Genomic DNA, 19,487 nt, shown 5'->3' on the forward strand with positions numbered 1-19,487 from the left:
TGTTCCCTGATCATCCCGATAATCTGCGCCTCGGTGAAACGGCTTTTCCTCATGTCGTCTGCTCCTTCTCAGGTTGGGCAGACTCTACATCACAGCGAGGGAACTTCCGGGGGGCAGGTCAACCCTGATAACGGGACTAAGTTTTGGACATCGTGTATTAACGTCTCGATGGCGGACCTTCTTTCAAACAAGGAGATGCTTTCGATTTTCAGATCTGCTTCGAAGGTTGACGGCACAGCCAATCACACCTTCCGCTGACAGTACAACAGTAGCAGGAAAGTGCCTCCGCAGCGCAGACCTTTCGCGACCCGAGATCGTGAAACGCGTCGCGGCCGCTGAAACCCTGCGAAGGGCGTTCGCGGCGCTACCCGAGCCTCCGGCCCGGGGAACGAGCACTCACGGAGCATTTGGCCTTGCGAGTGATTGGGAAGCCAAGCACAAGGCGCTCGTCTCCAAGTGGCTGCAAACGTCGGGGGAAGTAGCGGAGGTGGTCGACGCGCTCTGTCACCGCGCTCCCCTCGCGCCTGGGAAGCAAGAAGAAATCGCGGACTATTGCCGGAAAAAGCTTGCCGACCACGTGTCAGAAGTCGTGAACAACGACCGGTATATCCAAGAAGAACTCAGCGAACGCCTGGCTACCGCCGGCGTGCTCCCGATGTTCGGTTTTCCGACCCAAACACGGAGTCTGTTCAGCTACAAGAAGGACGCGACCGTGGACGAGATGGTCGTCTCGGACCGCCCGCTCGACCACGCTGTCTGGGCGTTTTCACCCGGCTCCGAGATACCCAAGGACAAGCAGGTACACGTAGCTTGCGGTTTCGAGTACAAGAAGCAGGTAGGAGGGCGGATCATTCCCGACCCTGACCCACTGGGCAAGCCCCTGGTGTTTTCTCGCTGCGAAGAGCCAACTTGCGGCAACATCATGCAAGGCGCGGTCGAGACATGTGACGTTTGCCATTCGATGGCGTCGCCGTTCAACCTTTACCAGCCAAAGGGCTTCGTGACGACTGGACGACCAAGAGACTACGATGGCCAACGGCAACGAGGTCCGTCGTTGAAGCCGCCGGTCCTGGCGTTCAAGCCGGATTACGCCTCTGGGTTCAGAGTGGGCCCGATGAGCGTCGCGATGACATCCGACGAGCCAATCGCGCTCGTGAACGACGCCGGAGGGGAGTTTTTCAAGTTCCGTCGCAAGGTCAATTCCATCGTCGTGAACGACGACTACCTCTACAGGGATGACGCTCCACACCAGGACCTACAGGGGGATCCGGAGACGACGGGAGCGATCGGTGCCGTCTTCAACACCGACGTGATGACCCTGCTGCTCGACCGTTTGCCAGGCGTTGGATACAACGGGATCCTCGATGTCGAGAACCAGCCGGCCGCCGCGGCCGCGCTGGTATCTTTCGGAGAATTCGTGAAACTCGCGGCCGCCGTCGACCTCGACGTTGATCCTTCGGAGCTTCGGGTCGGCACCCAGAAATGGCGGACCCCAAGTTGCGTGACCCGGCAAGTATACGTGGCGGACTCCCTCGAGAACGGGGCCGGGTACACTCGCCACGTTTGCGATGCTGGCCGCCTGAAAGGGATGCTGGAACGGCACTACCAGATTCGGAAGGCCGAATGGCAAGCAGATGACCATGCCCTGTGCGACAGGTCCTGCCCAGATTGCCTTCGGAACTACAACAACCGCTTCCTGCATGCGGCACTCGACTGGCGCCTTGCCCTAGACGTCGCCGAGCTGGTGCTTGGACTTCCCTTGGACATGGATCGATGGTTGGCGCCTGCCGAGAGGATTGGGAAACGCTTCGTCGAGCTCTGCAACACCGAGAATGGGAACGTCTTCTTGGAGAAGTCCGATAGCCTTTTCGCGGTCACGCGACGCGATCCTGGGCTGTCGCTCGTGCTGTCACACCCACTCTGGTACACGTCCAAGGACGGCCCGGCCCAAGATCGCCAACAGAATGCCAAGCTGAGCTTGCAGGCAAATCATGGCGCTAGTCACGAAGTCAAGTTCGTCGACATAAGGGAATTTACAGCTTCTCCGCAGTCCTTCGTGATCAGGATGCTGGAAGCGTCATGATCGAGATTATTGGGACTGAGGGGTCGAGCGAGTACCGCGCCGCGCTCATGGTCCGCGATGCTTTGGAGGCAACTTGGCCCGGCGTCTCAAACACGCCGGCCGAGCAAGACGACATCAAGATCGCCGTGAGCGTGAAAATCACCGGCTACAAGGTACAGGATATCGACGTCGTCTTGGTTGGCCAGCTGTCGCGACCCCGGCTTTTCCGACCGGCAAGGGTGATCCGCGGACACGCCGGCAATCGCCTCAATGATCGCCCCGTCGTCGTTGAAAGCTTCGTCGTCGCGATCGAGGTCAAGGACCAGGACGACAAGGGGGTCAAGGTAAACGACGACCAGGTACAGGTTCGGTATTCAAGATCGGGCAAGGTCGAATGGAAGAGCGCGACGGACCAGAACGTCGACCAAGTCCATTCGCTCAAGGCGTACTTTTCTGACCAACACGCGGACGTATTCGTGCGTCGATGCATGGTCTTTTCTCCTAGCTCAAGCAGCCACGCCAACACGCCAGAAACGAGCTGGCTCCACGAGATGGCGGAACTGCCCAGGGTCTTTCCCGCGAACTCCTCGACGAGGTTCTTTTGGCTTTCCTTGGCACGCCCAATGGTCGCCATGAACAAAGCGTTCATCAAGTCGGGGCTGAACGACGCGATGCTGGCAGCGATCTCGGTTTCCCGCTCGTCGAGGTCCTGGTCGTCCTGCACCTTTTCGGCGACTGAGGTCGCGTCACCAATGGTGAATTTTTCTCGTGGCCTGAGTTCTGCGAACACGAGTTGCCGAACAAGGGAACGGAAATGATTAAGTTCAAGGCCCGCTGCAACGTCCGCCGCGTCATCCCTGCTATCGGTGAAGGCAATCATCGGGGCAGCGCGAGTTTCCGAACCGAGGCTTGACGTGGCTCGGTCCGCGATCACCTGCGTTGTCACATTCAAGCCCGTCCGCAGCCCCCGGATCGGGCTGTTCACGCGGCTTCCCGAGAAGAACGCCTTCAATATGCGGTTCTGGCTTTTCTTGGATTGGCAAGCGGGACAGATCTCGGGGAGCCCGGGAACGTCAACCTTGCCTGGAACTTGGTACATTGTCCCTGTCGGTTTTTCGCCGGCTTGAGCCTTGTGAAGGTGGCCATACAAGGGATGGTAGACCGCGGGCGCAAAGCTGAACGTTTCAGGTTTCTTGGTTGCTGGGTTCGTGTGCTGCCAAGTTGAACTGACGCCAGGGGCCACTGATTTCCCTGGCCAATACCAACGGAACTGGCTGTTTGGCCGTTCATTCACGAGGCCAGGAACGGTAGTCGAAAGATCCGTTGGCCCGGACTCGAGGAAAACATCTCCGTCGGCGTCTTCTCCGCTCCGAGGTACCACGTAGCCGCCGAGGTAAGCTTCACCACAATCGTAACAGTACAGGAGTTCGAGCACTTGTCCACCGCAGGGGCACTTGATCGCTGGTTGCTTGAAGATCTTGCCTATCTGGCGTCCGTCGTAACTGTACGCTGGATCAATCTCGGTACACGCAGGGTTCGAGCACGCCCACATTCCTTGTATCTGGCGAAGAAACATGTGAGCGCGGAAGGAAGGCTTCGGTTCCTTGAACGACGTGGACTTCTCTCGTGCTGCGGCATGTAGAATGGCCTTAAGCAACTGCTCACTTGCCTCCGCCCCGAACAACGCATCCTTGACCTTCGATATCCGGGCGGGCCCAATAGCGCCGTCGTCCCGTTTGCCTGCAACAAGGCAAGCTGTGCCTAGAGCATCGCGCGGCGAAATCTGGGCAAGGATTTGGTTAATCGCGGTTTCGTCGCCGTCGATGATTGCCTGTTCTTTTCCCACAAAAATGGACGTGTCTAGGGGCAGGTCGGCCTTTGGCTTGCGTGGTTCGCCAGGGAAGACCGCGAAGGTGGCCGAGGGCAGTTCCACCCCTTCAGCTTCCATTTCGCGCAGCACCTCGCCGATCCGGCGCAGCTCGGCCGCGCTCAGGAACCGTTCGCGTTTCTCCTCGGGGTATTTCCGGATGTGCTTGCGCGGGTTACGGAATGAAACTCTGTTCCCGTCCCTGCACCATGCCCGCGCAACGCTGGCCGTCTGGCGCAAGGGCTATAACACCGAACGGCCCCACTCCCGGCTCGGCTGGCAGACCCCAGCCGAGTTTGCCCGAACCTTCGCCCCGCAACGGGACCTGACGCCGCACAATCCGCAAAGCTCCGCGCCAGCCCCCGTTGCCCAACCCGCACCAAAAGGCAAAACTCAAACCCGGAGGCTCGCTCACGCTGGATAAAAGTTGGGGGCAACGTCACCGGGGCGCTGCTTTTCAAGGGTCCAACTCTTGCCGTCGCTGCTCATCCGCGAGGCGATCAACTGCCCGTGATGAAGATGTCCTTTGCCAGTCTTTTATGCTCGATCAGCTTCCGAAGACCACTCCGAGTATCGTCCGTGATCACGATCCCTTGATCGAAGCTTCGGAAATGGCTGAACTCTTGATCTGCCATTCGTTGGTATGTGCTACCCGACATAAAGCTCTGCACTGGCCGGGCGACGAGTTCCTGTCCGTCGTGCCAGCGCAAGTGCAAGTCATTGCGCTGAACAAAGACCTCCATCGGCGGCGCGCCGAACGTCTCAAGTATTGGGATCACCTCAGGGTTGAACCGCCAATCAGGAAGGTCAAGCGTTCCGGCGTCATACTCAACGACCAACTCGTTCATCAGTGGGTATAGCTTTCTACCCAAGACACTTATTTGCATGTCGAACCAATCGCCCTTCCGAGGCAGTAGCGGGCGCAGGAAGGCGAGGCCATCAACGAAATCGGCGGGCAGCGCGAAACGCTCGCCACTCACCAAAATTGGCGAGAGCGGGGGGCTATAGGGCCGAGTATTTTCGAAGCGCTGCAACATGGCTTTGAGGCGTAAAGCCCTGATGTGCAGAAGTTTGGCGGCAGGTGCCGCGCATGCCCACGTTTAAACGTACCAATCCAAATGTTGCAAGAATATTGCAAAATGGAAAAGGCGTCCCGTATGACGCCCTCTAACCCGTTGTTTTTATTGGTGGAGCCAGGGAGGATCGAACTCCCGACCTCTTGAATGCCATTCAAGCGCTCTCCCATCTGAGCTATGACCCCATTCCAATCGTCCGACGCTTGGGCCGCGTCGTGGGCGCTGTTTAGGGGCAGGCGCGGGGGGGTGCAAGAGATAAAATGCACTTTTTCGCGGTTGCCCCTAAACTTGATTCAGTGCTCTTCCTCATCGCCCGCAACGTCTGCCAACTCGTCAAGCGAAACGTTGTCATCGGCGTCATCTTCCAGCAATTCATCGTCCAGCTCGCCATCGGGCGTGGCCGCTGCCAGCAGTTCGTCATCGGCTTCCAGATCGTCAACCAGAACGTCATCGTCCTTTTCGGGAACAGCGCGGCTGATCACGGCGGCCGCCATTTTGCGACGGGCGGATTCAATATCGACGACTTCGCCGGTATAGGGCGAGACGACGGGCACACGGTTCAGGTCATAGAACCGCTTGCCGGTGGTGGGGCAAATACGCTTGGTGCCCCATTCTTGCTTGGGCATGGTCTTCCCTTTATCACAAGGCTCGGGTTTCGAGGGTCGGGACCGCTTGCCACAAGCCTTGGCCACTGTCAAAGGCTTTGTCGCATGGTTGCGGTATGGCCCCATGTGGCTATTCTGACAGCCCTTCGCAAGAGGTTTCATGCCCGTTCTTCCCGGCCTGCCTGATCTGGATATCACCTTGCGCCGTTCGGCGCGGGCGCGGCGGTTTTCGCTGCGGGTGTCGTCGCTTGACGGGCGCGTCACACTTTCCATGCCCGCCCGCGCCCGCGAGGCCGAGGCGCTGGCCTTTGCCCGCGCGCAAGAGGGCTGGCTGCGTCAGGCATTGGCGCGCGTGCCCCAGGGGGCCGAGGTGGCGATGGGGGGCGAACTTCCGTTCGAGGGCAGGCCCCTGCGCCTGATGCCCGGCAGCGGCCGCGCCATTCGGGTCGAGGGCGATTCGCTGCTGGTGCCCGGCGATCCGGCGCAGGTGGGCGCGCGGGTGGCTGCCTGGGCGCGCGCACGGGCGCGCGACCGGCTGGCAGAAGCGGCAGACCGCTATGCCGCGCAGATCGGCCGCAAGGTTGCGCAGGTCGCGCTGCGCGATACGCGGTCGCGCTGGGGGTCATGCACGGCGGATGGGCGGCTGATGTTTTCGTGGCGGCTGATCCTTGGTCCGCCTGCGGTGCTGGAGTATGTTGCGGCGCACGAGGTGGCCCATCTGGTCGAGATGAACCATTCGCCCGCGTTCTGGGCGGTGGTAGAGCGTCTTTATCCCGGTTGGCAGGTGCAGCGCGCCTGGCTGCGTCGCCACGGGTCCGCCCTTCATGCGATAAGGTTCTGATGATGTCGATCACCCCGCGCCTTGCCGACCCGAACGCCGCCGCGCATGAGCGCGTCTATCGCACTCTGCGCCAGCAGGTCATGCACGGCGAACTGGCGCCCGGTCAGTCGCTGACCCTGCGCGGCGTGGCCGAGATGTTCGGCGTCTCGATGACCCCCGCACGAGAGGCGATGCGGCGGCTGGCGGCCGAAGGGGCGCTGACCATCTCGAATTCGGGGCGCATTGCCACGCCAGAACTGACGCCCGAGCGGATCGAGGAACTGGCCCAGGTGCGGGCGCTCTTGGAGCCTGAAATGGCCTCTCGTGCGCTGCCACGGGTGCATTTTGCGCTGATCGACCGGCTGGCCGCGATCAACCAGTTGAATCAGGAGGCGGTGATGAACCAGGATGCCGTCGCCTATGTGCGCAGCAATCTGGAGTTTCACCGCACCCTATACCTGCGCGCCCAGACGCCCGCGATGCTGGCGATGATCGAAACGGTCTGGCTGCAACTTGGCCCGACTATGCGGGCGCTTTACCAGAAGATACGCCGGCGCGAGATGCCGCAGCACCACCGCCACATTCTGGCGGCGCTGCGGGCAGGGGACGAGCCGGGGTTGCGGCTGGCAATCAGGACCGATGTGACGCAAGGGCTGCGGCATCTGATTTCCTGAGCCGCCAAATGGAAAGGCCGGGGGGCTGTCTGCCCCCCGGACCCCCCGAGGATATTTGAGCCAGTATGAAAGGCTCAGGCGTGAATGGCCCCCAAGCCGCAGGCCAGCGCTGCCTCGCGCACGGCCTCGGAATAGGTCGGGTGGGCGTGGCAGGTCAGGGCGAGGTCTTGCGCGCTGGCGCCGAATTCCATCGCCACGCAAACCTCGTGGATCAGATCGCCCGCACCCGGCCCGATGATATGGCAGCCAAGGATGCGGTCGGTCGCCGCATCGACGATCAGCTTGACGAAGCCTTCGGCCTGAAACACCGCCTTGGCCCGCGCATTGCCCATGAAGGGAAACTTGCCGACTTTATAGGCGCGGCCCGCTTCTTTCAGTTGCTCTTCTGTCTTGCCGACCGAAGCCACCTCCGGCGTGGTATAGACCACGCTGGGGATCACATCATAATTCACATGGCCATGCTTGCCGGCGATGATCTCTGCCACGGCCATGCCCTCATCCTCGGCCTTGTGGGCCAGCATCGGGCCGACAATCGCATCGCCGATGGCGTAAAGGCCGGGAACCGAAGTGCGGAAATGGTCGTCGGTCTTGATCTGGCCACGCGGCAGCATTTCCACGCCCAAAGTCTCCAGCCCCAAGCCCGCCGTATAGGGTTTGCGCCCGGTGGCGACCAAAACGGTATCGGCGGCGATGGTCGCCTCGCTGTCGTTCTTGCGCAGTTTGTAGGTTACCTTCGCGCCCGTCGCATCGGCTTCGACCTTTTGCACGGCGGCGCCCAGAATGAACTTGAAGCCCTGCTTTTTCAGGATGCGCTCAAAATTCTTGGCGACTTCGCTGTCCATGCCGGGGGTGATGGCATCCAGATATTCGACCACCGTCACCTCGGTGCCCAGACGGGCATAGACCGAGCCCATTTCCAGCCCGATCACGCCCGCGCCGATCACCACCAGCGATTTCGGAATGCTCGGCAGCGCCAGCGCGCCGGTCGAGGTGACGACGACCTTTTCATCCACCGTCACGCCCGGCAGGCTGGACGGTTCGGAGCCGGTGGCGATGATGATGTTTTTCGCGGTGTGAACCTCATCGCCGACCTTGACCTGCCCGGCGGCCGGGATCGACCCCCAGCCTTTCAACCAGGTGACCTTGTTCTTCTTGAACAGGAATTCGATGCCCTTGGTGTTGCCGTTCACCACATCCTGCTTGTAGGCCTGCATCCTGGCCCAATCGACCGTGGGCGCACCGCCCATCAGGCCCATCTTTTCGAAGTTCTCATGCACCTCATGCAGGTGATGGGTGGCATTGAGCAGCGCCTTGGACGGGATGCAGCCCACGTTCAGGCAGGTGCCGCCCAGAGTCTCGCGCCCTTCGACGCAGGCGGTTTTCAGGCCAAGCTGTGCGGCATGGATCGCGGCCACATAGCCGCCGGGGCCACCGCCGATGACGATCACGTCGAAGTCTGCCATTTGGATTCTCCTTTTCGAACCGAAGGCCGGGGGCTGTCTTCCCCCGGATCCCCGAGGATATTTGGGCCAATGTGAAAGTGTCAGATCAGGGTTGACACCAGAAGCGTAAGGGTTGCCAGAAGGCTCACCATCCAGATGACCGAGCGCCAGGGAACGAGGCCATAGGCATAGGCGGGGACATAAAGGATGCGGGCCGCGACATAGATCCATGCGGTGGCTGTCGTGAGCGGGCCGGATTGGCCCGAGATGGCGAGGATCAGCACCGCAGGCGCGAACAGCACCAGCCCCTCGAAACCGTTTGCGACAGCGCGGCGCAGGCGGCCCAGCAGCGGCGACATCGCAGGAAGTGTGCCATCGCGCGGTCCGGTTGTGACCTTCGGCCCAAGTTCCCGGTTGGCAACGATGGACATCGCGGCAAGGGTGCCGATCTGGACCAGCAGGGCGAAGACAAGGGTGGTGAGTTCCGGGGTCATGGTGCGGCACTTTCCTGCGGGATGGGGGCATCCCAGCCATAAAGGCCCTGATCCAGCAACAGCTCCTGCCGCAACCGGACAAAGGCGTCGAATGCTTGCTGCTCCAGACGGGCAACCTCTGGATCGGTGCGCCATTCCGCAAGCAGGGCCTTGGTTGCGGGAAGATGGCGCTGGATCGTGGTATCCGTCGCCTCGTTCCGGTCAGCATTCACCCAGAAATCCGAACCCTTGAAGTATTTCGTATGGCTCATGCCCAGCCCGTCGCGACGATGGTTTTTCAGAAGAAGGATATCCTCTGACCGGATGGCGTAATGGTTGATGGCGGCATTGTCCCAAGTGAACAGCCTTGGAGCCGCCGTGGTGTGACGCATGATCTTGCGGCTGAACAGCGCGTCTGTGGGCAGGGCCTCGCCACGGCTGTTCACAAGGGATACGTCCTTGCGTCGTGGCGATTTCGGGACATGGGCGACGACCTGACCGAACTGGTCGGGTCGGAACAGGCATTTTCCCAAGGGAAGCCTGCGGCGCCGGATGTGATCCTCGGTTCTGGCAAAGATTTCCAGAACGCTGCCGCCTGACCAAAGGCGCCTGCCGTCAGAACCGAACATTTTCCAGGTCAGCGAAATGCAGTCGGCCCCATGCCCGGCCACAGCCAGCAGGTCATCAATATGGCCGGACCCGCAGGTCACGTTCAGAAACTCGTCAATGTCGATGTGCAAAAGCCAGTCTACCCCGGTCATCGCAGGATGCGCCAACGCCAGATCGCAGCCAGCAACCTGGGGCGGCACATCTGGGGGCGGTGTGTGGGGCAGGTGGATGATCTGGCCCATCTCGGCCAGCCGCGCCATCATCGCATCCGAGCCGTCGGTGCAATCGTTGGTGGCGACAAAAACCAGATCAAAACCGATGGCCCGGTGATAGGCGACCCATTCCAGAAGCCACAGCCCCTCGTTCCGCGCAGAGGCGAGAACGGCGTGTTTCTGGCTTTGGGCGGCGGCGGTCATTCAGGCGATGCCGTTCTGGTGTGGGAGGGGATGGGTGGAAAGCATCGCTCAGACCGTTTGCAGGAATTGGGCGGTGACGCCGTGGCCAAGGGCGGATTGTTTGGCCAGCCAGTCCTGGGCGTGTTTGCGGTTGGCGACCTCGAACAGGACGAGGACGGCGGCGCCTTCGCCCTTCCAGATTTGCAGGGTCGAGAGGCCCGCATCGGCGATGTTCTCCGCTTCCGCATCGAAGGCGGTTTTCCAGGCGGTGTAATCGGGGGCGGTGGTCTGGATCAGGAGTTGCATGGCGGGTTCCTATGCAGTGCGCGCATATGATATTGGCATTCGTCCGCAGAGAATAAGTCGTGAAAAGCCACCGTCGGAGGCAGGGGCCGTGCCATTTTAATAAATGAGGTCAAGGCATTCATGCGGCACCTTTTGCGAGGGTATCCTGGACGCGGCTTACCACGGATTGCAGTATTCTGATCTGTGCGATGCCTAACATGACGCCCAAGGTAAATTGCGCCAGCGCAGTATAAGGGCCGGTCGCAGGCCAAGTGGAGGTTGACCGGGTGGCCATGAGGCCGAAGAAGCAGGCAAGAGAGGCAATGTAGGCTTCATGATCATGTCGCGACAAAAGGCCGATCGACCAGATCAGCAAGCCGGCAGCAATGACCTGCAACATCGCTAGAAAGACCAGAAGCCCCGGAAAACTGTCGCTGGGCACCTGTGCCAGCCCAAGGGATATGGCAATCAGACCAAACAGGATGGTGGAGGCTAAAGCCACCATGGTCAGTCGCCATATCCCAAGGGCTAGCAAGGGCGTTCTCACAAATCCATCAGCAACCGGCGCGGGTCTTCCAGTGCTTCCTTGACGCGGACGAGGAAGGTCACGGCGCCCTTGCCGTCCACGATGCGGTGGTCATAGCTGAGCGCCAGATACATCATCGGGCGGATGACGATCTGCCCCGCAACCACCACGGGACGATCCTGGATCTTGTGCATCCCCAGAATGCCCGATTGCGGCGGGTTCAGGATGGGCGAGGACATCAGCGAGCCGTAGACCCCGCCGTTCGAGATGGTGAAGCTGCCGCCCTGCATTTCGGCCATGGTCAGCTTGCCGTCGCGGGCGCGCAGGCCAAGTTCGGCGATCTTTTTCTCAATCGCGGCAAAGCCCATCTGGTCGGCGTCGCGCACCACCGGCACCACAAGGCCGGTCGGCGTGCCGACAGCCACGCCCATATGGACGTAGTTCTTGTAGACCACATCATTGCCGTCGATCTCGGCATTGACCTCGGGCACTTCTTTCAGCGCGTGGATGCAGGCCTTCACAAAGAAGGACATGAAGCCCAGCTTGACGCCGTGCTTTTTCTCGAACTGGTCCTTGTAGGCGTTGCGCAGCTCCATGATGCCGGACATGTCCACCTCGTTATAGGTGGTCAGCATGGCGGCGGTGTTCTGCGCGTCTTTCAGGCGGCGGGCGATGGTGGCGCGCAGGCGGGTCATCTTGACGCGCTCTTCGCGGGCGGCGTCATCGGCGGCCACGGGCCCGCGCGGAATGGCGGCTGGCGCGGGGGCAGGGGCCGCAGCGGCGGTGGCCACGGCGGTTGCGGCGCGGGCCACGTCTTCCTTCATGATGCGGCCATCGCGGCCGGTGCCTTGCACCTGTGCCTCGGTCAGACCAGCCTCGGCCATGGCCTTTTTCGCGGCGGGGGCGTTTTCCACGTCCTTTGCCGCCGGGGCGGGGGCGGGGGCTGCAACCGGGGCCGCAGCAGCAGCCGGGGCGGGGGCCGCACCAACCGCACCTTCGGTCACAATCGCCAACCGTGCATTGGCGGCCACCGTGGCGCCCTCGGCGGCGATGATCTCGGCCAGCACGCCGGAAACGGGCGACGGCACCTCGACCGACACCTTGTCCGTCTCAAGCTCGCACAGCATTTCGTCCTGCTTGACGGTATCGCCCACCTTCTTGAACCAGGTGGAGACGGTCGCCTCGCTTACGCTTTCGCCCAGGGCGGGCACCATAACGTCGGTCATGTTACTCTCCATTACCCCCGGGCGATCAGCCCAAGGCCTCTTTCACGAGGGTTTCCTGTTCATACTTGTGACGGCTGGCCAGACCCGTGGCGGGCGAGGCGCTGGCCTTGCGACCGGCATAGCGGGCGCGGGTGGTCTTGGCGCCAATCTCGGTCAGAATGGCTTCCAGTTCCGGCTCGATAAAGGACCAGGCGCCCTGATTCTTCGGCTCTTCCTGGCACCAGACGATTTCAGCCCCTTTGAAGCGCGACAGCTCGGCGACCAAGGATTGCTTCGGCACCGGGTAAAGCTGCTCCACTCGCAGAAGGTAAGTATCATCCTGCCCGCGGGCATCACGTTCGGCCAGAAGGTCGTAATAGACCTTGCCCGAACACAGCACGACGCGCTTGATCTTGCCGTCGGCCTTCAGCTTCAGGGTCGAATTGCCGCGCTCCGCATCATCCCACAACACGCGGTGGAAGGTCGATCCGTCGGTGAAATCTTCGGCCTTCGAAATCGCCATCGGGTGACGCAGCAGCGATTTCGGCGTCATCATGATCAGCGGTTTGCGGTAGTTGCGGTGCAACTGGCGGCGCAGGATGTGGAAGTAGTTCGCAGGTGTCGAACAGTTCGCCACGATCCAGTTGTCTTCCGCGCTGAGTTGCAGGAAGCGTTCCAGACGGGCCGAGGAATGTTCCGGCCCCTGACCTTCAAAGCCATGCGGCAGCAGCACCACAAGGCCCGACATCCGCAGCCACTTCGACTCGCCCGAGTTCACGAACTGGTCGAACATGATCTGCGCGCCATTGGCGAAATCGCCGAACTGCGCTTCCCACAGGGTCAGGGCATTGGGTTCCGACAGCGAATAGCCGTATTCAAAACCCAGCACCGCATATTCCGACAGCATCGAGTCGATCACTTCATACCGCGCTTGCCCCGCGCGGATGTGGTTCAGCGGATAATATCGCTCTTCGGTGGTCTGGTCGATCCAGCCGGAATGGCGCTGGCTGAAGGTGCCGCGGGTGCAGTCCTGCCCCGACAGGCGCACGGGGAAGCCTTCGACCTGCAATGAGCCAAAGGCAATCGCCTCGGCGGTGGCCCAGTCGAACCCCTTACCGGCTTCGAACATCGCCTTCTTGGCCTCAAGCTGGCGGGCCACGGTCTTATGAATCTCGAACCCGTCAGGAATTCGGGTCAGGCCCGCGCCGATTTCGGCCAGTGTTTCCGCCTTGATGCCGGTATCGCCCCGGTCATAGCTGGCGCGGTCTTCGGCCGACAGTGATTTCCACCGGCCATCCAGCCAGTCGGCCTTGTTGGGCTTATAGGTCTTTCCGGCCTCGAACTCTTCGTTCAACTTGGCCTGGAAGGCCGCCTTCATATCCTCGATCTCGCCCTCGGGGATCAGGCCGTCTTTTACCAGACGCTCGGTATAAAGTTGCAGAGTCGTCTTCTGCTTGCGGATGCGGTTGTACATCGCCGGATTGGTGAACATCGGCTCGTCGCCTTCGTTGTGACCAAAGCGGCGATAGCAGAAGATATCCAGAACCACGTCCTTGCGGAACTTCTGGCGGAACTCGGTCGCCACTTTGGCGGCGTGCACCACGGCCTCGGGGTCGTCACCATTCACATGGAAGATCGGCGCTTCCACCATCAGGGCGATGTCGGTCGGATAGGGCGAGGTGCGGCTGAAATGCGGCGCGGTGGTAAAGCCGATCTGATTGTTCACCACGATATGAATGCAGCCGCCGGTGCGGTGGCCCTTGATGCCCGACAGTTGCAGGCATTCGGCCACAACACCTTGCCCGGCAAAGGCAGCATCACCATGCAGCAGGATCGGCAGCACAGAGGTGCGGTCCACATTGTCGCCGAACTGGTCCTGCTTGGCGCGGACCTTGCCCAGAACAACCGGGTTCACCGCCTCCAGATGGCTGGGGTTCGCGGTCAGCGACAGGTGGACCCTGTTGCCGTCAAACTCACGGTCGCTGCTGGCGCCAAGGTGATACTTCACGTCGCCAGAGCCATCGACATCCTCGGGCTTGTAGCTGCCGCCCTGGAATTCGTTGAAAATGGCGCGGTAGGGTTTCATCATAACATTGGCCAAGACGTTCAGCCTGCCCCGGTGCGGCATGCCGATGATGATCTCCTTGACCCCCAGGTTTCCGCCACGCTTGATGATCTGTTCCATTGCCGGGATCAGCGCCTCGGCTCCGTCAAGGCCGAACCGCTTGGTGCCCATGTACTTGACGTGCAAGAACTTTTCGTAGCCCTCGGCCTCGACCAGCTTGTTCAGGATCGCTTTGCGCCCTTCGCGGGTAAAGGCGATTTCCTTGCCGTAGCCTTCGATGCGTTCCTTGAGCCAGGCAGCCTGCTCGGGGTCGGAAATGTGCATGTATTGCAGGGCAAAGGTGCCGCAATAGGTGCGCTTCACGATCTCGACAATCTGGCGCATCGAGGCGTGGGTCAGCCCCAGCACGTTGTCGATAAAGATCGGGCGGTCCATGTCGGCTTCGGTGAAGCCATAGGAGGCCGGGTCCAGCTCAGGGTGGTGGCCCCGGTCGGTCATGCCCAGCGGGTCCAGATCGGCGGCGAGATGCCCCCGGATCCGGTAGGCGCGGATCAGCATGATGGCGCGGATGCTGTCCAGCACGGCGCGCTGAATCTGGTCCTGGCTGATGGCAACGCCCTGTTCGGCGGCCTTGTCGGTGACCTTTTTCGCCACGGCCTTGGCATCCACCTTTGCGGCGGGCCATTCGCCGGTCAGCGCGGCGGTCAGGTCATCGGTGGGCGCGGGCGGCCAGTCGGCACGCGCCCAGCTTGGGCCAGCAGCCTGACGCCGGGCATCGGCCTCACTGTCGCCAAGGGCGCGGAAGAACTCGGCCCATTGCGCATCGACCGACGCCGGATCGGCGGCATAGCGCGCCTGCAACTGGTCGATGTAATCCGCATTCGCCCCTTGCAGGAACGACGAGGCATGGAATTGGGTGTTGGGGGATTGTTCGGTCATTTTGTCACCTCAAGGGGGTTGGGACCGTAGGAATTGGGGCCGGAAGACGGGGCGTCGATCAGGATACTGAACATCCACAGACCGGCGAACCAGGTTGCGGCAAAGCCGAGCAGTTGCAGAGCCGTCACTTCGTAGTATTTGACTGTCCGCAGGTCGAAAGAAAGCGAGAAGCCAATGCCTGTTGCGAGGGTAAGAGCCAGAAACAGCCAACGCGACCTGCTCACATCCTGAAACCGGCGCGATCCAGCGGAAAGGACCGGTGTCAGCATGATCAGGCCAACAAGCGCGTTCAAGGTCAGGTGGCCGCTACTTTCCAGTGCCACTGCGGGCGTGAGCGTCGTGAGAATACCGACAAACGCTGCAAACCACCAATACTCCGAGCGGGAGGCCCGCCCGGAGGACTGCAAGGACTTGGCAAAGCAAGTCCTGATGGCCTGCGCCGGTCCCATGATCAGCCCTTGATCGCCTTCATCACGGCTTCGCCCAGATGGGCCGGGCTGTCGGCCACGATGATGCCGGCGGCTTTCATCGCCTCGATCTTCGATTCCGCGTCGCCCTTGCCACCGGCCACGATGGCACCGGCATGGCCCATGCGGCGGCCTTTCGGCGCGGTGCGGCCTGCGATGAAACCAGCGGTCGGCTTCCAGCGGCCGCGCTTTTTCTCATCGGCCAGGAACTGCGCGGCTTCTTCTTCGGCAGAGCCCCCGATTTCGCCGATCATGATGATCGACTGGGTTTCGGGGTCGGCCAAGAACATCTCCAGCACGTCGATATGCTCGGTGCCCTTGATCGGGTCGCCGCCGATGCCCACCGCCGACGACTGGCCAAGGCCGAGGTCAGAGGTTTGCTTGACCGCCTCATAGGTCAGCGTGCCCGAACGCGACACCACACCGACGCTGCCACGCTTGTGGATGTGGCCCGGCATGATGCCGATCTTGCAGGCGCCGGGGGTGATGACGCCGGGGCAGTTCGGCCCGATGAGGCGGGTGTTCGAATTGATGAGGGCGCGCTTGACCTTCATCATGTCCAGAACCGGAATACCCTCGGTGATGCAGACCACCAGCGGGATTTCGGCGTCAATCGCCTCCAGAATCGAATCCGCCGCGAAGGGCGGCGGAACGTAGATCACGCTCGCATTGGCCCCGGTCTTGGCGACCGCGTCATGAACCGAGTCAAAGACCGGCAGGCCAAGGTGTTCGGTGCCGCCCTTGCCGGGTGTGACACCGCCGACCATCTTGGTGCCATAGGCGATGGCCTGTTCACTGTGGAAGGTGCCTTGCGAGCCGGTGAAGCCCTGGCAGATGACTTTGGTGTTTTCGTTTACAAGGATTGCCATTGTTGGTTCCTATTCCTGCGCCAGCAGCAAGACCGCAGCGCCTTTGTGAAAGTCATATTGGGTGACCGGCACGACATTCAGGGCGGCACCGCGTCCATGAACAGAGCCGACCCAGATGGTCCCGCCGTAGGCCTGCTTTGCAGCCGTAGCCTTCAGATGCAGGTCAGAAGCGATTTTGGCGGCCAAATCCATGGCCTGCCGGTTTGTCATCTTGTTGTAAGAGGCAAAGCAGCCCTGCGTCGGGTGCCCCTTGCGGCCCAAAGCGATAACGACCCGGCGGTTGGCCTTGGTTGTCCACTGATAGACGCCCTCTGATCCAACATAATCCCAGCCGTCGGCCTTGAGGTTCCGCAGCCCGGCCACCGGGTCGCCAAAGGCGGCCACGCAGGCATCGAACCCCTGACGCGCCAGCGCCGGATTGCCTGCCGTGTCGGCTGTGGCAGGGAAGCCCGCCACAAGCAGACACAAAGCAAGAAGGCTCCGGCGCATCATGGGCCTTACCCCTTCACTGCCTTGACGATCTTTTGTGCCGCATCCGACAGGTTGTCGGCGGCGATCACGTTCAGGCCGGAATTACGGATGATGTCCTTGCCCAGTTCGACGTTGGTGCCTTCAAGGCGCACCACCAGCGGCACCTTCAGGCCGACCTCTTTCACCGCGGCCAGAACGCCCTCGGCGATGATGTCGCAGCGCATGATGCCGCCGAAGATGTTGACGAGGATGCCTTTGACGTTCGGGTCAGAGGTGATGATCTTGAACGCCTCGGTCACCTTTTCCTTGGTGGCGCCACCGCCGACGTCAAGGAAGTTGGCGGGTTCGGCACCATAAAGCTTGATGATGTCCATCGTGGCCATCGCCAGACCAGCGCCGTTGACCATGCAGCCGATCTCACCATCCAGCGCCACATAGTTCAGGTCGAACTTTTGCGCGGCCAACTCTTTGGGGTCTTCTTCGGTCTCGTCCTTCAGCGCCAGGATGTCGGCGTGGCGGTAAAGGGCGTTGCTGTCAAAGCCCATCTTGGCATCCAGCAGTTTCAGGCTGCCGTCTTTCAGCACGCAGAAGGGGTTGATCTCCAGCATGTCCATGTCTTTTTCGACGAACAGCTTATAGAGGTTGCGCACGATGCCGACGCATTGCTTGATCTGGTTGCCTTGCAGGCCCAGACCAAAGGCGACGCGGCGGCCGTGGAAATCCTGAAAGCCGGTGGCCGGATCGATCGAGAAGGTCAGGATCTTTTCGGGCGTGTCATGCGCCACGTCTTCGATGCTCATCCCGCCCTCGGTCGAAGAGACGATCGAGATGCGGCTGGTTACGCGGTCGATCAGCAGGGCAAGGTAGAATTCGCGGTCAATATCGGAGCCGTCTTCGATGTAGATGCGGTTGACCTGTTTGCCCTGCTCGCCAGTCTGGATGGTGACAAGTGTGCGGCCCAGCATCTGGCGGGCGAATTCAGCGGCCTCTTCCACCGAGCGGGCAAGGCGGACGCCACCCTTTTCTCCAGCTTCGGGTTCCTTGAAATGACCCTTGCCACGGCCACCGGCATGGATCTGCGCCTTGACGACCCAGAGCGGACCGTCCATCTCGCCAGCGGCGGTCTTGGCATCTTCGGCCCGCAGCACAACGCGACCTGCCGAAACCGGCACGCCATAATCGCGCAAAAGACCCTTGGCCTGATATTCGTGAATGTTCATGGGGCGGTTCCCGTCATGATGAATTTGGGGCGTGATGCCATGATTTTGCAGGCCTGCAAAACCCGAAATGCCAACAAATTCATGAAAAGCGACGTTTGTGATCACAGGTTAAAAACGTGTGATCACAAACGCGGAATGTTAGCGGAAACCCTTGCAGTCAGTTCAGCCACAGCGCCATCAGCATGGCATCGCCGCCTATGATAGATTCGAAACGGCTCCAGTTTTCGGCGCTGACCGTCTCGCCTGCCTGATAATAGGGCATCGCGGCCCAGCCCTGAATCCATCCCGGTACATCAACGGGACGCGGTTCGATAAAGATCTTGGCCAGATTGATCCCAGCACTGGGGCCAGAGCGCCAGTAGGGGATCAGCTTGTCGCCCTTTAGCAGTTCTTCGCCATCGGCGAGCACTGCTTGCCAGACGGCCCCTGTATCGGGTGGCAGGGTCAGCCCGAGGGCCGAGGTCTGCCTGGCATTAGGCAGCCATTCGGCCTGATTGTCGGTTTCTGCCGCGACGCGGGTCCAGAACATGCGGTTCTGGTCCACGGCCGCCAGCAGGTTGTCGCGCGCCGCCACCATTCGCGCGGTATCGGGCTGCTGGTTCAGCGTGGCCAGCGCAAGCGCAATCATGTCGAAACTGTCCAGCCCATCACCTGCGCTGCCAAAAAGCATGTCGGGCGGCAAGGGGCCATGTTCGGTCAATTTGCTGCGGGTGGCGAGGATGCGGGTCACGGGTTCTGTCGGGTCATAGGCCAACACCACTTGCGAAATGGCCTGCAAGCCATGGGCATAGGCGGCCAGCCAGGCGGCATCGGCCACGTCAAAGCGGATCACCGGAGCAGGGGTGGCAGGGTCACGCTGTGACCATTGCCAACCCAGCAGGGCGGGGCCGGCAATGTCCAGCAGCCCCTCTTCCGGGTCGCGGGTGGCATTGGCGTTCACGTCAAACCACAGGTCGGCCAGATTGACCGTGAGGCCGAAATCGGCGGTGTCGGGGATCGTCTCCAGCACCTGATGCGCGCCGGTCAGGGTGGTTTCAGACTGCCGGAAAATCTCGGCAACCGAGGTGGGGTCAAACGGGGCCGGGTTGGGATTGTCGGGCACCGGCAGGCGCAGCAGGGGCAGCATGCCGGTGCGGTCGGTCATGCCGTTCTGCCAGCGGATCTGAAAGCTGATCTCAATCGCGCGCAGGAACCGCAGGCCGCCAAGGGCGAACTTCTCCTCATCGCTGGGGGCGGGCAGGGTGGCCAGTCGCGCCTCGGTCGGGGCAAGGCCCGCGCGACCGATTTCGGCGCTGAGCGTTTCGGAATGCAGTGGTGTGGCGGCAAGAAGCAGGGGGAAAAGGTAGGGGCGCATCACAACCTCGGTTCTGTTCGGGGCAGCCTGCGCCGGTGGCCCTTTGCCCGCAAGGTCAGGAAT

General features: G+C 61.4%; 18 protein-coding genes, 1 tRNA gene and 1 pseudogene. 4 read left to right on the forward strand and 16 right to left on the reverse strand.

Annotation, left to right across the window (positions count from 1 at the left end):
* Window positions 1-316: 316 nt before the first annotated feature.
* The gene (locus JI744_RS19360) at window positions 317-2,083 is read left to right on the forward strand and encodes a DUF1998 domain-containing protein (RefSeq protein WP_202662360.1); all 1,767 of its coding nucleotides are present in this window, start codon (window positions 317-319) and stop codon (window positions 2,081-2,083) included.
* A gap of 145 nt (window positions 2,084-2,228) precedes the next feature.
* Here JI744_RS19360 and JI744_RS16920 read toward each other — a convergent pair whose 3' ends face one another.
* Window positions 2,229-4,169, reverse strand: coding sequence for a hypothetical protein (locus JI744_RS16920; protein WP_236019526.1), 1,941 nt, complete (start codon window positions 4,167-4,169; stop codon window positions 2,229-2,231).
* On the opposite strand from JI744_RS16920, the gene JI744_RS19160 reads away from it, so the two are divergent.
* Complete coding sequence (locus JI744_RS19160; protein WP_407927607.1) at window positions 4,090-4,353, forward strand: integrase core domain-containing protein; 264 nt, start codon at window positions 4,090-4,092, stop codon at window positions 4,351-4,353. The two genes, JI744_RS16920 and JI744_RS19160, sit on opposite strands and share 80 nt — an antisense overlap.
* Before the next feature lie 76 nt (window positions 4,354-4,429).
* Here JI744_RS19160 and JI744_RS16930 read toward each other — a convergent pair whose 3' ends face one another.
* The 3 genes from JI744_RS16930 to JI744_RS16940 form a co-directional block, all read right to left on the reverse strand.
* Window positions 4,430-4,966, reverse strand: coding sequence for a hypothetical protein (locus JI744_RS16930; protein ID WP_202662363.1), 537 nt, complete (start codon window positions 4,964-4,966; stop codon window positions 4,430-4,432).
* A 148-nt stretch (window positions 4,967-5,114) separates the two neighbouring features.
* Window positions 5,115-5,190, reverse strand: a tRNA-Ala gene (locus JI744_RS16935).
* A gap of 108 nt (window positions 5,191-5,298) precedes the next feature.
* A complete protein-coding gene (locus tag JI744_RS16940; protein ID WP_202662364.1) occupies window positions 5,299-5,631 on the reverse strand; it encodes a TIGR02300 family protein in 333 nt (110 codons plus the stop codon).
* 139 nt (window positions 5,632-5,770) lie between these two features.
* Between JI744_RS16940 and JI744_RS16945 the strand changes: the two genes are divergently transcribed.
* On the forward strand, window positions 5,771-6,451 hold the full coding sequence (locus JI744_RS16945) for a M48 family metallopeptidase (protein WP_202662365.1): 681 nt from the start codon (window positions 5,771-5,773) through the stop codon (window positions 6,449-6,451).
* Between the two features lie 2 nt (window positions 6,452-6,453).
* Window positions 6,454-7,104, forward strand: a complete 651-nt coding sequence (locus tag JI744_RS16950; RefSeq protein WP_202662476.1) for a GntR family transcriptional regulator — start codon at window positions 6,454-6,456, stop codon at window positions 7,102-7,104.
* Window positions 7,105-7,178: 74 nt separating this feature from the next.
* Here JI744_RS16950 and lpdA read toward each other — a convergent pair whose 3' ends face one another.
* From lpdA to JI744_RS17010, 12 genes and pseudogenes are all read right to left on the reverse strand, one after another.
* The gene (gene lpdA, locus JI744_RS16955) at window positions 7,179-8,567 is read right to left on the reverse strand and encodes a dihydrolipoyl dehydrogenase (RefSeq protein WP_202662366.1); all 1,389 of its coding nucleotides are present in this window, start codon (window positions 8,565-8,567) and stop codon (window positions 7,179-7,181) included.
* 80 nt (window positions 8,568-8,647) lie between these two features.
* The gene (locus JI744_RS16960) at window positions 8,648-9,040 is read right to left on the reverse strand and encodes an MAPEG family protein (protein WP_202662367.1); all 393 of its coding nucleotides are present in this window, start codon (window positions 9,038-9,040) and stop codon (window positions 8,648-8,650) included.
* A complete protein-coding gene (locus JI744_RS16965) occupies window positions 9,037-10,044 on the reverse strand; it encodes a glycosyltransferase family 2 protein (RefSeq protein WP_202662368.1) in 1,008 nt (335 codons plus the stop codon). Before JI744_RS16965 ends, JI744_RS16960 begins: the two co-directional genes overlap by 4 nt.
* 48 nt (window positions 10,045-10,092) lie before the next feature.
* A complete protein-coding gene (locus tag JI744_RS16970; RefSeq protein ID WP_202662369.1) occupies window positions 10,093-10,329 on the reverse strand; it encodes a hypothetical protein in 237 nt (78 codons plus the stop codon).
* A gap of 118 nt (window positions 10,330-10,447) precedes the next feature.
* A complete protein-coding gene (locus tag JI744_RS16975; RefSeq protein WP_202662370.1) occupies window positions 10,448-10,813 on the reverse strand; it encodes a hypothetical protein in 366 nt (121 codons plus the stop codon).
* Between the two features lie 38 nt (window positions 10,814-10,851).
* Window positions 10,852-12,084 (reverse strand): annotated as a pseudogene (gene odhB / locus JI744_RS16980) (2-oxoglutarate dehydrogenase complex dihydrolipoyllysine-residue succinyltransferase); the annotation flags it as partial.
* 1 nt (window position 12,085) lies between these two features.
* Complete coding sequence (locus JI744_RS16985; protein ID WP_202662371.1) at window positions 12,086-15,043, reverse strand: 2-oxoglutarate dehydrogenase E1 component; 2,958 nt, start codon at window positions 15,041-15,043, stop codon at window positions 12,086-12,088.
* Window positions 15,040-15,492, reverse strand: coding sequence for a DUF805 domain-containing protein (locus JI744_RS16990; protein WP_202662372.1), 453 nt, complete (start codon window positions 15,490-15,492; stop codon window positions 15,040-15,042). The genes JI744_RS16985 and JI744_RS16990 overlap by 4 nt, the downstream gene beginning before the upstream one ends.
* Window positions 15,493-15,494: 2 nt before the next feature.
* Window positions 15,495-16,379 (reverse strand): succinate--CoA ligase subunit alpha, encoded by an 885-nt coding sequence (sucD, locus tag JI744_RS16995; RefSeq protein ID WP_202662373.1) that lies wholly within the window; start codon window positions 16,377-16,379, stop codon window positions 15,495-15,497.
* Window positions 16,380-16,388: 9 nt separating this feature from the next.
* Complete coding sequence (locus tag JI744_RS17000) at window positions 16,389-16,871, reverse strand: hypothetical protein (RefSeq protein ID WP_202662374.1); 483 nt, start codon at window positions 16,869-16,871, stop codon at window positions 16,389-16,391.
* Window positions 16,872-16,876: 5 nt separating this feature from the next.
* Window positions 16,877-18,070 (reverse strand): ADP-forming succinate--CoA ligase subunit beta, encoded by a 1,194-nt coding sequence (gene sucC, locus JI744_RS17005; RefSeq protein ID WP_202662375.1) that lies wholly within the window; start codon window positions 18,068-18,070, stop codon window positions 16,877-16,879.
* Between the two features lie 157 nt (window positions 18,071-18,227).
* Window positions 18,228-19,424: a hypothetical protein gene (locus JI744_RS17010; protein WP_202662376.1), complete on the reverse strand. Its 1,197-nt coding sequence runs from the start codon at window positions 19,422-19,424 to the stop codon at window positions 18,228-18,230.
* Window positions 19,425-19,487 lie beyond the last annotated feature (63 nt).

It is taken from the genome of Fuscibacter oryzae (assembly GCF_016765795.1).
Taxonomy (GTDB): domain Bacteria; phylum Pseudomonadota; class Alphaproteobacteria; order Rhodobacterales; family Rhodobacteraceae; genus Fuscibacter; species Fuscibacter oryzae.

Excerpts from the sequence above, each read along its gene's own strand:
- JI744_RS19160 (WP_407927607.1), top strand. The coding sequence starts at position 4,090 with ATGTGCTTGCGCGGGTTACGGAATGAAACTCTGTTCCCGTCCCTGCAC.
- JI744_RS16930 (WP_202662363.1), bottom strand. The coding sequence starts at position 4,966 with ATGTTGCAGCGCTTCGAAAATACTCGGCCCTATAGCCCCCCGCTCTCG.
- JI744_RS16940 (WP_202662364.1), bottom strand. The coding sequence starts at position 5,631 with ATGCCCAAGCAAGAATGGGGCACCAAGCGTATTTGCCCCACCACCGGC.
- JI744_RS16945 (WP_202662365.1), top strand. The coding sequence starts at position 5,771 with ATGCCCGTTCTTCCCGGCCTGCCTGATCTGGATATCACCTTGCGCCGT.
- JI744_RS16950 (WP_202662476.1), top strand. The coding sequence starts at position 6,454 with ATGTCGATCACCCCGCGCCTTGCCGACCCGAACGCCGCCGCGCATGAG.
- lpdA (WP_202662366.1), bottom strand. The coding sequence starts at position 8,567 with ATGGCAGACTTCGACGTGATCGTCATCGGCGGTGGCCCCGGCGGCTAT.
- JI744_RS16960 (WP_202662367.1), bottom strand. The coding sequence starts at position 9,040 with ATGACCCCGGAACTCACCACCCTTGTCTTCGCCCTGCTGGTCCAGATC.
- JI744_RS16965 (WP_202662368.1), bottom strand. The coding sequence starts at position 10,044 with ATGACCGCCGCCGCCCAAAGCCAGAAACACGCCGTTCTCGCCTCTGCG.
- JI744_RS16970 (WP_202662369.1), bottom strand. The coding sequence starts at position 10,329 with ATGCAACTCCTGATCCAGACCACCGCCCCCGATTACACCGCCTGGAAA.
- JI744_RS16975 (WP_202662370.1), bottom strand. The coding sequence starts at position 10,813 with ATGGTGGCTTTAGCCTCCACCATCCTGTTTGGTCTGATTGCCATATCC.
- JI744_RS16985 (WP_202662371.1), bottom strand. The coding sequence starts at position 15,043 with ATGACCGAACAATCCCCCAACACCCAATTCCATGCCTCGTCGTTCCTG.
- JI744_RS16990 (WP_202662372.1), bottom strand. The coding sequence starts at position 15,492 with ATGGGACCGGCGCAGGCCATCAGGACTTGCTTTGCCAAGTCCTTGCAG.
- sucD (WP_202662373.1), bottom strand. The coding sequence starts at position 16,379 with ATGGCAATCCTTGTAAACGAAAACACCAAAGTCATCTGCCAGGGCTTC.
- JI744_RS17000 (WP_202662374.1), bottom strand. The coding sequence starts at position 16,871 with ATGATGCGCCGGAGCCTTCTTGCTTTGTGTCTGCTTGTGGCGGGCTTC.
- sucC (WP_202662375.1), bottom strand. The coding sequence starts at position 18,070 with ATGAACATTCACGAATATCAGGCCAAGGGTCTTTTGCGCGATTATGGC.
- JI744_RS17010 (WP_202662376.1), bottom strand. The coding sequence starts at position 19,424 with ATGCGCCCCTACCTTTTCCCCCTGCTTCTTGCCGCCACACCACTGCAT.